This window comes from Pseudomonas sp. NPDC087598, from assembly GCF_044743525.1.
Lineage (GTDB): Bacteria > Pseudomonadota > Gammaproteobacteria > Pseudomonadales > Pseudomonadaceae > Aquipseudomonas.
This window is the reverse complement of record NZ_JBIUWQ010000005.1, coordinates 1-13305: the sequence shown is the minus strand read 5'-3', so window position 1 is coordinate 13305 and position 13305 is coordinate 1. Positions and strand designations below refer to the sequence as shown.

At 59.7% G+C, this 13305-nt stretch carries 13 protein-coding genes; 5 read left to right on the top strand and 8 right to left on the bottom strand.

The features are described 5' to 3' along the window. Window positions 1–54: 54 nt before the first annotated feature. From ACIOWE_RS04405 to ACIOWE_RS04380, 6 genes are all read right to left on the bottom strand, one after another. Window positions 55–633: a LysE family translocator gene (locus ACIOWE_RS04405; protein ID WP_401387816.1), complete on the bottom strand. Its 579-nt coding sequence runs from the start codon at window positions 631–633 to the stop codon at window positions 55–57. A 68-nt stretch (window positions 634–701) separates the two neighbouring features. After that, window positions 702–1541 (bottom strand): AraC family ligand binding domain-containing protein, encoded by an 840-nt coding sequence (locus tag ACIOWE_RS04400; RefSeq protein WP_401387813.1) that lies wholly within the window; start codon window positions 1539–1541, stop codon window positions 702–704. Window positions 1542–1641: 100 nt separating this feature from the next. Further along, complete coding sequence (arsH, locus tag ACIOWE_RS04395) at window positions 1642–2340, bottom strand: arsenical resistance protein ArsH (RefSeq protein ID WP_401387810.1); 699 nt, start codon at window positions 2338–2340, stop codon at window positions 1642–1644. Window positions 2341–2352: 12 nt separating this feature from the next. Beyond that, window positions 2353–2823, bottom strand: coding sequence for an arsenate reductase ArsC (locus ACIOWE_RS04390; RefSeq protein ID WP_401387807.1), 471 nt, complete (start codon window positions 2821–2823; stop codon window positions 2353–2355). 22 nt (window positions 2824–2845) lie between these two features. After that, on the bottom strand, window positions 2846–3193 hold the full coding sequence (locus ACIOWE_RS04385; RefSeq protein ID WP_201238903.1) for a metalloregulator ArsR/SmtB family transcription factor: 348 nt from the start codon (window positions 3191–3193) through the stop codon (window positions 2846–2848). A gap of 195 nt (window positions 3194–3388) precedes the next feature. Then, entirely contained in the window at window positions 3389–4273 is an 885-nt protein-coding gene (locus ACIOWE_RS04380; RefSeq protein ID WP_401387804.1) for a LysR family transcriptional regulator, read from the bottom strand. A 133-nt stretch (window positions 4274–4406) separates the two neighbouring features. On the opposite strand from ACIOWE_RS04380, the gene ACIOWE_RS04375 reads away from it, so the two are divergent. After that, a complete protein-coding gene (locus ACIOWE_RS04375; RefSeq protein WP_401387801.1) occupies window positions 4407–6059 on the top strand; it encodes a GMC family oxidoreductase in 1653 nt (550 codons plus the stop codon). 146 nt (window positions 6060–6205) lie between these two features. Beyond that, on the top strand, window positions 6206–7828 hold the full coding sequence (locus tag ACIOWE_RS04370; RefSeq protein WP_401387798.1) for an MFS transporter: 1623 nt from the start codon (window positions 6206–6208) through the stop codon (window positions 7826–7828). Window positions 7829–8012: 184 nt separating this feature from the next. Here ACIOWE_RS04370 and ACIOWE_RS04365 read toward each other — a convergent pair whose 3' ends face one another. Together ACIOWE_RS04365 and ACIOWE_RS04360 are read right to left on the bottom strand one after the other, a co-directional pair. Then, on the bottom strand, window positions 8013–8381 hold the full coding sequence (locus ACIOWE_RS04365; protein WP_401387795.1) for a DUF427 domain-containing protein: 369 nt from the start codon (window positions 8379–8381) through the stop codon (window positions 8013–8015). A 196-nt stretch (window positions 8382–8577) separates the two neighbouring features. Continuing rightward, window positions 8578–9984, bottom strand: coding sequence for a serralysin family metalloprotease (locus ACIOWE_RS04360; protein WP_401387792.1), 1407 nt, complete (start codon window positions 9982–9984; stop codon window positions 8578–8580). 278 nt (window positions 9985–10262) lie between these two features. On the opposite strand from ACIOWE_RS04360, the gene ACIOWE_RS04355 reads away from it, so the two are divergent. From ACIOWE_RS04355 to ACIOWE_RS04345, 3 genes are all read left to right on the top strand, one after another. Next, entirely contained in the window at window positions 10263–12194 is a 1932-nt protein-coding gene (locus tag ACIOWE_RS04355) for a DNA topoisomerase III (RefSeq protein WP_401387789.1), read from the top strand. Between the two features lie 78 nt (window positions 12195–12272). Continuing rightward, window positions 12273–12776: a GNAT family N-acetyltransferase gene (locus ACIOWE_RS04350; protein ID WP_401387787.1), complete on the top strand. Its 504-nt coding sequence runs from the start codon at window positions 12273–12275 to the stop codon at window positions 12774–12776. Window positions 12777–12821: 45 nt separating this feature from the next. Beyond that, window positions 12822–13112 carry a hypothetical protein gene (locus ACIOWE_RS04345; RefSeq protein WP_401387784.1) on the top strand — a complete coding sequence of 97 codons (291 nt, stop codon included), beginning with the start codon at window positions 12822–12824 and terminating at the stop codon, window positions 13110–13112. Window positions 13113–13305: the final 193 nt, after the last annotated feature.

Sequence of the window (13305 nt, the reverse complement as noted above, 5' to 3'; positions counted from 1 at the left end):
CACCGCTATCGCGAGCAGGCGAAGGCCTACAGGGGGTTTGCGTGCGTTCAAAGATCAGCTGTGCAGGATCGCTGTCGCGGATGAGACCACCAATAGCACGGCGAGGATCCGGTTCAGCCAGCGCAACTGCGCAGGATTACTCAGCCATCGCGCCGCGCCCCGGCCGAGCAATGCCCAGATCGCGAGGCATGGCAGCGATACCAGGAAGAACACCAGGCACAGTGCGTTCAGCCCCTGCCCTTGCGCGGTAAACACGCTGATAACGGCGATCGCCATGAACCATGATTTGGGATTGACCCATTGCAGCAATGCGGCGCCTATCAGGCCCATCTCGGCTTTTTCTTCCTCGGCGGCGGCATCGATGTCGGTGACCGGGGCCGTGAAGATCTGCCAGGCCAGCCACAACATCCAGCACAGTCCGAGACCGCTGATGATCGGGCGCACGCCGGGCAGCATCAACGCGCTGGCCCCTGCGCCGGCGACCCAGACGAGCGAAGCGGCGCCAACGGCAGCGCCCAGAATGATCGGCAGGCACGGCCGCCAGCCGCGTCGGGCGCTGGTGCTGAGGACGATCAGGTTGGTTGGGCCCGGGGTGATGGAGGCGACGAAGGCGAAGAGGATGAATGCAAGCATGGCACGGCCCTTTAGGAAGTCAGGGCCTACTGTGGCGGCTGGAGCGCGCGTGAGTCTTGAACGTTTGTTCAGCGTCGAATGCTGCCAACGGCGCGCTGTTGATAGGCGCCCGGGGTGATGCCATAGGCGCGCACAAACCAGCGGCCCAGATGGCTTTGGTCGGCAAAACCGAGTCGGCTGGCGACTTCTATTGGCTGCACACCCGCAGCGAGCATCTGCCGGCCACGGCTGAGGCGCAGTTGAATCAGCCAGGCGTGCGGCGCCAAGCCATAGGCAGCCTTGAACGCTCGGGTCAGGCGGAAACGGTCGGTGCCGCAGACCTCTGCCAGGGTTTGCAGGCTGATGTCTTGCTCGTGATAGGCCATCAGATAGTCGCGGGCCTGTCGGGCGATCAAGGGTGCGCGGGTAGCGGCGCTTGGCTGCGGGCGTCGGTACAAATGGCTGGCGAGGCGCTCCAGAAACGAGTCCAGCGCGACGTCCCGCACCATGCGCACGTCTTGCTGATGCAGCGCGTTAAAGGCGAACAACGTGGCGCGGGCCAACTCGGGGTCATCGTTGATCACACTGCCGATCCCCGGCAAACCACTGCCGAAACGGCCCAGGTGCAAACCGTCGAGTGCCTGCTCCAGCCAGGAAGGCTGCAAGTACAGCATGCGATAGGTAAAGCCGTCGGGACTCGGCGCATCACCGTCGTGGATATCACCGGGTTCAAGCATGAAGACCTTGCCCGGCGTGCTGTCATGCCGCGCCCTGCGGCTGTTGAAGCGCTGCACGCCTTGCTCGGTGAAACCGATCAGGTAGGTTTCGTGCCAGTGCGGATCGTAGGCGTGCGCGTGCCCGGCGAAATGCGCGTGCAGGGTTTCGATGCCGGTTTCGCGGTCGTGGCTGAGGTTGATCCAGTTGCTCATGGCTTGAATACGGTGATGGGCTGGGGCCAGTAATCCACAATTGGCGAATCGAGGCTAGAAGGTTTGTGCAACGTTCGTCAGATGAGGCCGACGGCTTTTTTCATATCGACCGCTGGTTGACCCGCGTCATCAGTTGCTCGGCGCTTTCCTTGCGCTCGGAATAACGATCGACCAGAAAGTCCTGACGGTCGCGCAGCAGCACGGTGAACTTCACCAGTTCTTCCATCACATCGACCACGCGGTCGTAGAACGGCGAAGGCTTCATCCGCCCGGCTTCGTCGAATTCCATGTAGGCCTTGGGCACCGAAGACTGGTTGGGGATGGTGAACATGCGCATCCAGCGGCCCAGCACGCGCAGTTGATTGACCACGTTGAAGGACTGCGAGCCGCCGCAGACCTGCATCACCGCCAGGGTTTTGCCCTGAGTCGGGCGAACCGCGCCGAGCTCCAGCGGGATCCAGTCGATCTGCGCCTTGAACACCGCCGACATCGCACCGTGACGCTCCGGCGAACACCAGACCTGACCTTCCGACCACAGCACCAGATCGCGCAGTTCCTGCACCTTGGGATGATCGACCGGCGCATCATCCGGCAGCGGTAAACCGGACGGGTTGAAGATGCGCGTCTCGGCGCCAAAGTGTTCGAGCAAGCGTGCGGCCTCCTCCACCAGCAAACGGCTGAAGGAGCGTTCGCGGGTCGAGCCATAAAGCAACAGGATGCGCGGTTTGTGTTCGCCCGAGGCCGAGGTTTTGAAAGCTTCGATCAGGCTTGGATCGAGGTTGGGCAGATGCTCAGACATCAGTAGTCCTCCTTAGAGCGTGCCGATGCGATCAAGCTCATGCTTGAGCTGGTCGCGGCTGAGACGGTTGAAAGGCAGTTCGAGGAAGGCTTTGCAGCGTTGTTCGATGCGCGCCAGTGTTGCGCGGAACGCTGCATCTATTTGCGCTTCGTCATCGCTGACTTCGGATGGATCTTCCAGCCCCCAATGGGATTTCAGCGCCGGGCCGAAGTACACCGGACAGGTTTCGCCGGCGGCTTTGTCACAGACGGTGATGACGATGTCGGGTGGGTTGTCTTCGAAGGCGTCGTTACCTTTGCTGTGCAAGCCGTCGGTGGAAATACCCGCCCGCTCAAGCGTCGAGAGGCTGCGCGGCAATACCTGGCCTTTGGGAAAACTGCCAGCACTCACCGCAGTGAATCCCGCTGAGGCCAAATGATTGAACATGGCTTCAGAAAGGATGCTGCGGCAGCTATTGGCCGTGCACATGAACAGCACTCGCATGGATGGCACCTGTCAGTTGGATTCAGCAGCAGGCAGCTTCACGCACGGGACGACCGTCCATGTTCTGCAGGCGTGAAGCGTTGTCTTTGAGCCAGTCGGCGTTGGCCTGCGACGTCACTTGCAGGATCTGGTGAACCCAGTCCGGCAAATCGGGATTGAGGCGGTAATAGACCCACTGGCCCTGACGGCGATCAAGCAGCAAGCCATTGCTGCGCAGTTGCGCGAGGTGACGGCTGATTTTCGGTTGGCTGTCGTCGAGGGCGCACATCAGCTCACAGACACAGAGTTCGCCTTGATCGGCGATCAGCAGGGTGGCGCGGACGCGGGTTTCGTCGGCCAGGCTTTTGAAGACTTCCGGGGGCGTGATCATGTGGGGGCGATCATTACATATGGAAAACCGAATATACGGATATCCATATATTATTCAACCGCAAGTTTGATCCACACCAAAGAACCCTGTGGGAGCGGGCTTGCCAGCGATAGCGGTGGGTCAGCCAAGCAGATGTTGAATGTCAGTCCGTCATCGCGGGCAAGCCCGCTCCCACAGGTTTTGATGTGGGCAGGGCTATCCAAGTAACAGGCCCTGCTCTGCTTCACACAGGCCGACGACATAATCCCAGACCACCCGCAGCCGCACCGATTTGTGCAATTCACGCCGGGTACTGATCCAGTAACTGCGCTCGATGCTTTCATCCGGCAGCAGCGCGACCAGATCCGGGTCGGAAGCGGCCATGTAGCACGGCAACACCGCAATGCCCAATCCCGAGCGCGCCGCTTCCTGCTGGGCGATGACGCTGGTGCTATGGAACACAACGCGAGGGCTGCGGCAGAAGCTGTTGAGGAACATCAATTCCTGACTGAACAGCAGATCATCGACGTAACCAATCCACGCATGCCGCCCGAGGTCTTCGCGGCTTTGCAGCGGCGGTGCTTTGTCGAGATAACGCTGGCTGGCGTAGAGCGCGAGACGGTAGTCGGTGAGTTTGCGGGTGACCAGCATGTCTGCCGACGGGCGTTCCAGATGAATGCTGATCTCTGCCTCGCGGTTGAGGATGCTGACGAAGCGCGGCACGGCGACCAACTCCACTTCCAGACCCGGATAGCGTTCGAACAAACCGATCATGCGGCTGGCGAGAAACTTGATGCCCAGACCTTCAGTCACGCCAACGCGAATCTTGCCCAGTGGCGCGGTGGATTGGGTGATCTCTTCCTGGGCCAGCAACGCGACGTTTTCCATGGCTTCGGCGTGTTTGAGCAGCGCCTCCCCCGCCGGGGTCATTTCGTAGCCTTGGGCGTGCTGGACGAACAGCGCGGTGCCGAGGCTTTTTTCGATGGCCTCGATGTGGCGGGCGACGGTGGCGTGCGTGGTGTTCAGGCGTCGGGCGGCGGTGAGCAGGCGGCCGCTGCGTTGCAACTCGAGAAAGAACCGCAGGTCGTTCCAGTCGAACATGGGGTGTCCTTGTCAGCTATGGTCAATCAAGGCTGTTTAAAAACGCACAGCGGCTGCGCAAAAACTAACATTCTTTTGACGAAAGCTAACAACTAGAGTGTCCGACAATAAAAACAAAAAGCGAGGTCAGGGAATGCAGACTTCCCTCGATGAATACGACTACATCGTGGTCGGCGCCGGCCCTGCCGGGTGCTTGCTGGCCAATCGGCTGTCGGCGGATCCGCAGCAGCGCGTGTTGCTGCTCGAAGCCGGCGGACGCGACAACTATGCCTGGATTCATATCCCCGTCGGCTACCTGTTCTGCATCGGCAACCCGCGCACCGACTGGTGCTTCAAGACTGAGGCGCAACCCGGCCTGCAAGGTCGCGCCCTGAGCTATCCACGCGGCAAAGTGCTCGGCGGCTGTTCTTCGATCAACGGCATGATCTACATGCGCGGCCAGGCAGACGACTACGACGGCTGGGCAGCCCAAGGCAATCCGGGCTGGACCTGGAACGATGTTCTGCCCTTGTTCAAAAAAAGTGAAAACCACTTTGCCGGCGCCGCCGAATTTCACGGCGCCAAAGGTGAATGGCGGGTCGAACAGCAGCGGCTGTCGTGGCCGATTCTGGATGCGTTCCGCAGTGCGGCCGAACAGAGCGGCATCGCCAGCATCGACGACTTCAATCAGGGCGACAACGAAGGTTGCGGTTACTTCCAGGTCAACCAGAAGGCCGGCGTGCGCTGGAACGCGGCGAAGGCGTTTTTGAAGCCGATTCGAAACCGGCCGAATCTGACGGTGCTGACCGGAGTTGAAGTGGATCGCGTGCTGCTGGAGGGTGGTCGCGCATCGAAGGTCAGCGCTCGCCACGAAGGTCAGGCGAAAAGCTTCAAGGCGCGCAAGGAGATTGTGTTGTGCGCCGGCTCTGTCGGTTCGCCGAGCATTTTGCAGCGCTCGGGGATTGGCCCGCGTCCGCTGCTGGAACGCCTCGGTATCGGCGTTATTCATGAGTTGCCAGGAGTGGGTGGCAATCTGCAGGATCACCTGCAACTGCGGCTGATCTACAAACTGGAAAACGCCCGCACCCTCAACCAGATCGCCGGCAGCGTGTGGGGCAAGATGGGCATGGGCCTGCGTTATCTGTACGACCGTAGCGGGCCGTTGTCGATGGCGCCGAGTCAGCTCGGCGCGTTTGCCCGATCCGGGCCGGAGCAGACTTCAGCCAATCTTGAATACCACGTGCAGCCATTGTCGCTGGAGCGCTTTGGCGAGCCGTTGCACAGCTTTCCGGCGTTCACCGCTTCGGTGTGCGATCTGCGTCCGCAGAGCCGCGGTCGCATCGAGATCAGCTCGGCGGATCCGCAAGCAGCGCCGCTGATTCAGCCCAACTATTTAAGCCATCCCGAAGACCTGCGCGTAGCCGCCGATGCGATCCGTCTGACCCGACGCATCGTCAGCGCCCCTGCCCTGCAAGCGTTCAAACCGGTGGAGTACCTGCCCGGTGACAGCCTGCAAAGTGAAGCGCAACTGCACGAAGCCGCCGCGAGAATCGGCACGACGATTTTTCACCCGGTCGGCACCTGCCGCATGGGCAATGACGGCGACGCGGTGGTTGATGCGCAGTTGCGTGTGCACGGCGTTCCCGGCCTGCGCATCGCCGACGCCTCGATCATGCCGCGCATCACCTCGGGCAACACCTGTTCGCCTACGCTGATGATTGCCGAAAAAGCGGCACAACTGATCCTCAACCCTAATGCTGTAAACACAACCCCTGTAGGAGTGAGCCTGCTCGCGATGACGGAATAACATTCAACATCTCTGTTGGCTGATACACCGCTATCGCGAGCAGGCTCGCTCCCACAAGAATCATCAGCAGATTCAAGGCATCGCGCATCACCCGGACACGCAGCACCAGTGGAACAACAAAAACAATCACTGTGAGGGATACCGATATGTCAGAACACGCTCAGCCGCTGGACGCCACGAGCGGCGCCAGCACCAGCAATGCCACGCAGAAAGTCATCTTCGCTTCATCACTGGGGACGGTGTTCGAGTGGTATGACTTTTTCCTCTACGGCGCCCTCGCGGCGGTGATCAGCAAGCAGTTTTTTGCCGGGGTCAACGACACCACGGCGTTCATCTTTGCGCTGATGGCGTTCGCTGCAGGCTTTATCGTGCGGCCATTCGGGGCGCTGGTGTTCGGTCGGTTGGGGGACATGATCGGGCGTAAATACACCTTTCTCGCGACGATCATTCTGATGGGCGTGGCGACGTTCTGCGTCGGTCTGTTGCCGACCTACGCCAGCATCGGCATCGCTGCGCCGATCATTCTGGTGGTGCTGCGCATGCTTCAGGGCCTGGCACTCGGCGGCGAATACGGCGGTGCCGCGACTTATGTGGCGGAGCATGCGCCGATCGGCAAGCGCGGTTTCCACACCAGCTGGATTCAATCCACCGCGACCCTCGGCCTGCTGCTGTCGCTGCTGGTGGTGCTCGGTTGCCGCTACTTTACGGGCGACCAATTTGAAGTGTGGGGCTGGAGGATTCCATTCCTGCTGTCCATCGTGCTGCTGGGCATTTCCACCTGGATTCGTCTGAGCCTGCATGAGTCGCCGGCATACCTGAAAATGAAGGAGGAAGGCAAAACCTCGAAAGCGCCGATCCGCGAATCCTTCGGCAAATGGGAAAACCTCAAAGTCGTGCTGATCGCTCTGTTCAGCATCAACGCCGGTCAAGCGGTGACCTTCTATGCGGCGCAGTTTTACGTGTTGTTCTTCCTCACCCAGTTTCTGAAAATGGACCCGGCCGTGGCCAACACCTTGCTGATCATCAGCGTGGTGATCGGTGCGCCGTTCTTTATCATTTTCGGCTGGCTGTCGGACAAGGTCGGACGCAAACCGGTGCTGATGCTCGGCCTGTTGCTGGCGACAGCGCTGTACTTCCCGATCTTCAAATCCCTGGCGCATTACGCCAACCCGGCAATCGATCAGGCCAGCCGTCAGGCACCGATCACCGTGCTGGCGGATCCGGCGACCTGCACGTTCCAGTTCGATCCGGTGGGCAAAGCCAAATTCGACAGCCCGTGCGACAAGGTCAAAACCTTCCTGGTCAAGCAAGGCCTGCCCTACTCCAGCGCCGCTGCGCCGGCCGGCAGCGCTGTGCAAGTCAGCGTGGGCGACGTGAAACTCGACGGCTTCGAAGAAGCGGCATTGCGCGGCGCGATCACCCTCGCCGGCTACCCGCAACAGGCTGACTTGCAGCAGATCAACAAACCGATGATCGTCGCGCTGATTGTCGCGCTGATCATTATCTCCGCCATGTGCTACGGCCCGCTGGCAGCGCTGATGGTCGAGCTGTTCCCGACCCGCATCCGCTACACCTCGATGTCACTGCCCTACCACATTGGCAACGGCTGGTTTGGCGGTTTCCTGCCGACCGTGTCGTTTGCGCTGGTGGTGTACACCGGGGATATTTTCTATGGGCTGTGGTATCCGGTGTTGATCACCGGGGTGAGCCTGGTGGTGGGAATGATCTGTTTGCGCGAGACGAAGAATATCGATCTCGACAAGAACTGATTCCAGGTCAAGTCAGCTTCTCTGTGGCGAGGGAGCTTGCTCCCGCTCGACTGCGCAGCAGTCGCAAACCTTGCTACCGAGGTGTGCCTGATACAGCACATTTCCTGGGTTTGGGGTCGCTGCGCAACCCAGCGGGAGCAAGCTCCCTCGCCACAGGGGATTCACACGATCACAGATTTGTGTCTTAGGCGTCAGCCTTGATCACCTCGAACTTCACCTGATCCGGATAAAACGCTACATAGTCACGGATCGCCGTCACCGACACTTTCGGATGCTCGTAAGTCCACACCGCATTCGCCCCCTCATGCCCCGGCACCTGCAGACTGAAGTAGTTGGCATCGCCCTTGTACGGGCAATAACTGGTGTGGTCGGTACGGGCGAAATATTTTTCGTCGATGTCTTCGCGAGGGACGTAGTACACCGGCGGATAGTTGGCCTCGTTGAGGACCAGCACGTGGGAAGAGGCGGCAACCTGGATACCGTGGAATTTCACCAGCAGGCAACCTGGGAGTTCTTCGAGGGAGATGACGGGGCTGGGGCCGGAGCTTTTCATGGGTTTCTCCAAGGACATGAACGAACTGTGGCGAGGGAGCTTGCTCCCGCTGGGCTGCGAAGCGGCCCCAAAATCAGCAATCGCGGTGTGTCAGGTATAACGCGAATTTCGATTTTGCGACGGCTTCGCCGCCGAGCGGGAGCAAGCTCCCTCGCCACAGGAGGCATGCATGCCCTGAATCTACAGAGTCAGCAAATCACGCAACAATGTCAGTTGTCACCGCCTGCCCCACCACACCCACGGCAAAATCAATCTCACCTTGCCCGGTCAGGTCAACCAGCAACGTGGTCTGCCCGCTCTGCGCGTAGTAAGTCAGAATCGCATCGCCTGCATGCCCGGTGAAACCGTTGACAAAGTTCAGCGTGGCCGCACCCGAAGCAAACCCGGCAATGCCCGACAGGTCGATCTTGTCCAGACCACTCTGGAAATCCATGATCCAGTCCGGCTGGTTGTTGGTCGAATCACTCGCCGCACCGAATACAAAAGTGTCTGCACCCGCGCCGCCCAACAACGTATCACCGCCGCCACCGCCGTAAATAATGTCGTTACCGGCACCGCCAGACAGATAGTTGGCCGCCGCATTGCCGATCAGCAAGTCATTGCCCGAACCACCCATAGCGTTTTCCACGGTCACGCCATAAGCAATCGAGACGTTGCCGACCAGACCACCAACGTCGGAGAACGAGCCTTCATTGAGGTTGATCTTCTGGTTCTGGCTGAAACCAGAGAAATTCAGCGTGTCGTTACCGCCACCGTCCCACACCGAGAACACCACTTTCGAAGAAGCAGAGGTCGCGCTGTAGTAATCGCGCCCGGCGTTCGAGTTGAACCCGTACGTCGTGTCATCAGCGCGGGTCGCATAGTTGGCGCCGTAGAGTTTCTGCACCGCGACGATGTCGTCCAGCAACGGCGCCGACGCGTACGCACCGCTGCCATCCTTGCTGAAGTTCTGGTCGGTGTTGGCTTCGCTCCAGTAGCTCATCAGGCTGTAGCCGCGGGTGTCTTCGGCGTACTTGGCGTCCGCGTAAGTCGGGTTGCCATTGCCGGCGTTGTAGGCGCCCGGGTGTGACAGGCCGAGGGTGTGGCCGATTTCGTGGGTCAGGGTCTGACGCCCGTAGTTGTTGGTGTCAGGGGTTTTGTTGACCTGATACTGGTTGTTGATCAGATACCACGACTGGCCGTCGTAGCTGCTGCCGCTCGGCAGATAGGCAAAGGCGGCGCCGCCGGTGCTGACGTCATAATTGCCGAAGGTCATATGACCGTCGCCACCCTTGCCTTCAGTGAACGTGACGTTGGCGACGTCGGCCCAGGATTGCATGGCCAGCACGGCTTGCGCCTTCTGCAGGGCGCTGAACTCGCTGAAGTTGCCGAGCTTCGCGTTGTAGTTCGCAGGTTTCTCGGTCAGGAAGGTGTAGCTGAGGTCGATTTTGCCGTCAGCGTTCTTGTCGCCCCACGACAGGTTCTTGCGCAGGATTTCGTCAGCGGCCTGATCGGCGGTGAACGACGGTTTGCCATTGACCAGCCCGACACCACGATCATACAAGTGGCTGAATGTGTTGATTTCATCGTAGGCGCTGCTGGTTTTCGCTTTGGCTTGAGCCATGGTGGACTTCCTTGTTTCTGAGTAGTCAGTGTTGACAGACCACGGCGATCTTCTGGCGAGATCGTCCTGTCACTCGCGTGTGTGAATCGCCGAAAAACCTGACACAGGCGCAAACAGGGTGCTAATCAATTTCTCGATAGTGCTGTGCAGCGTCCCGGTATTGCCCGTCACTTCCTGCAATGTCTTTTATCTGTATATCCATACAGATAAAAGTTGCCCGTGGCGCCAACTCCGGCCATTCTGTGCACCTCTGCGGACATTGATCGACGATGGTGGTTATGCGGCTGTACCTCTGTGAAAAACCTTCCCAGGCCAAAGACATTGCGGCCGTGCTCGGCGCCAAACGGCGCGGCGACGGCTGCTGGCTGGGAACGGACGTCACGGTGACCTGGTGCATCGGCCACCTGCTGGAAACCGCGCCGCCGGATGCCTATGACGCCCGCTACAAGCGCTGGGTGCTGGCGGATCTGCCGATCATTCCGGACAAGTGGAAAATGACCGTCAAGCCGCGCACCGCCAGCCAGTACAAAGCAGTGAAGCGTCTGCTTGGCGAGGCCAGCGAACTGATCATCGCCACCGACGCCGACCGTGAGGGCGAGATGATTGCCCGGGAACTGGTCGAACATTGTCGTTATCGCGGGCCGATCCGCCGGCTTTGGCTGTCGGCGCTCGACGAGGCGTCGATCCGCAAGGCACTGGCCGCGTTGAAACCCGGCGCCGAGACTTTCAGCCTGTATCACTCGGCACTCGGTCGCTCCCGGGCGGACTGGCTGATCGGCATGAACATGAGTCGCCTGTTCACCCTGCTCGGCCGGCAGTCGGGTTATCAAGGCGTGTTGCCAGTCGGTCGGGTACAGACACCAACATTGCGGCTGGTAGTGGATCGTGATCGCAGCATCGCCGATTTCGTACCGGTGCCATTTTGGGCGATCGACGTCGAGTTGCTGCACGAAGGGACGCCGTTTACCGCGCAGTGGCGGGCGCCGTCGGACGCTTGCGACGATCAGGAGCGCTGCTTGAATCAGGCACTGGCGCAACAAGCGGCAGCGGCCATCAACAGTGCCGCCAGTGCACGCGTGGTGAAACTGCGCACCGAGCGGATGCGCGAAGTGGCGCCCCTGCCCTTCGACCTCGGCACCTTGCAGGAAGTCTGCTCGAAGAAGCTTGGCCTCGGCGCGCAGGAGACCCTCGACATCGCCCAAGCGCTTTATGAAACCTACAAAGTCGTTACCTACCCGCGCAGCGATTGCGGTTTTCTACCCCTGAGTCAGCACAGCGAGGCGCCGGGGATTCTGGCAGCGCTGCGTCAGGCCGACCCGAGCCTTGAGGCGCTCAATGGTTTTCTTGATCCGCAGCGCCGTTCCCGGGCATGGAACGATGCCAAGGTCAGCGCGCACCATGGCATCATCCCGACCGCCGCCGCGAAAAACCTGGAACGCCTGAGCGGCAAACACCGTGCGGTTTACACACTGATCCGCGCGCGTTATCTGGCGCAGTTTCTGCCCAATCATGAATATGATCGTACCCAGGCTGATTTCGATTGCGCCGGTGAAGCGCTGCGCGCTGTCGGCAAGCAGATCATCGAACCGGGCTGGAAACGTGCCTTGCCCGAAGCTCTCGCCCCGGCCAAGGGCCGTGAGGCGCCGGCACCGCAAACCTTGCCGACGCTGAGCCAGGGCATCGAGTGCGCCATCGCCGGGGTGAAGCTCAAGGATTTGTGGACGCAACCGCCCAAGCCTTACACCGAGGGCGATCTGATCAAGGCGATGAAGAACGTCGCCAAACTGGTCGAGGATCCACTGCTCAAACAGAAACTCAAGGACACCACCGGCATCGGCACCGAAGCCACCCGTGCGTCGATCATTCAGGGTTTGCTGGATCGCGGCTATCTGGTGAAAAACGGCAAGGCTCTCGCCGCAACACCTGCGGCTTTCAGCCTGATCGACGCCGTGCCCCGCGCAATCGCCGACCCCGGCACCACGGCAATCTGGGAACAGGCACTGGACATGGTGCAGAGCGGCGAGATGAGCCTCGAAGAGTTCGTCACCAAACAGGCAGCGTGGATGAGCAAACAAGTGACCCGCTGCTCAGGCCTGAGCCTGACCATCAGCGGCCCACCGCCTGCCGGCAAAGCAACTGCACCATGGAAGAAGAAACGCAAATCGACTCGCAGCAAAACCACCGGCACAACCAAACGCACCGCCAAGTAACGACGACGTATCCTGTGGCAAAGGGGACTTTGGGTCTTGAGTCCACACTGATGGGATGCCTTTGCCGGAGTTCACCCAATGCCCACCATCGAACTGCACCCCGCCCAGCGCGATGAACTGCAAACCCTGGAAAACCTGATGCAGTTCTACATGTACGACTTCAGTCAATGGCTGCCGCTGAAACTCGCCGAGCATGGCTTCTACAGCATCCAGCCAAAAGACGATTACTGGCGCCATCCAGCCACCAGACCTTTCCTTATTCGCGTCGACGGCGAACTCGCCGGTTTCGTAACCGTAGATAACGACACCCACATTCCTGGCGCCGAGCACAACATCGGCTACTTCTTTCTCGCACGACGCTTTCGTGGCCAAGGCGTCGCGCAGTTTGTCGTCTCTGCCCTCTTGAGCAAAATCCCCGGTCAGTGGCAAATTTTCCACATCGACGCCAACCTGCCTGCGCAGCGCTTCTGGGCACGGCTGATCCCTGAATTAAGTGGCGGCGAATTCACCTCGCAGCAGCGCGAAGTGGACGGTTATCCGTGCACCTTCTACGCCCTGCACGCGCCTTTTTCCGTTGCCTGAACGGATCCTTTCTCATTCCAGAACAGCTTTGTCCGACAATATGTAGTGCTCAAAAATAATCACTACAAAACCGTTGACGGCGTCGTTTTGCTTTTGCATGATGAAGACGTTCCCCGATCGGGAACACTTGGTTACAAGCTTGAGCAAACTCGTCTGACCGCCGAGTTGTTTTTTCCGGATACACGCTGCCCACAAGGCAGATTGAAGAAGCTGACCTGGCCTGAACGTCCAGTACAAGGACGAGAAGCGCTGGCGAAAATTCTCAAGACGCTTGTGGTCGACACGGTAAATGTCGTCAAGGAGCCTCCCGGTTTTCGCTGCTTCTCCTCGTTGTGACGCTATTGCGTAGCAGTTAGTCAACACGACTACATGCAACAGACGCATGACCCCGTACTTCTCACGGGCGACCGCTGACGTCCTGGTTTCGGTGCCAGGGATCAACTAACCGATGGGCTAGCTGTATTAGATTATGATCTTTGAATGTTGTCCAGACTTGTGATGTTGCTACATAATGATTCTGATAAATCAT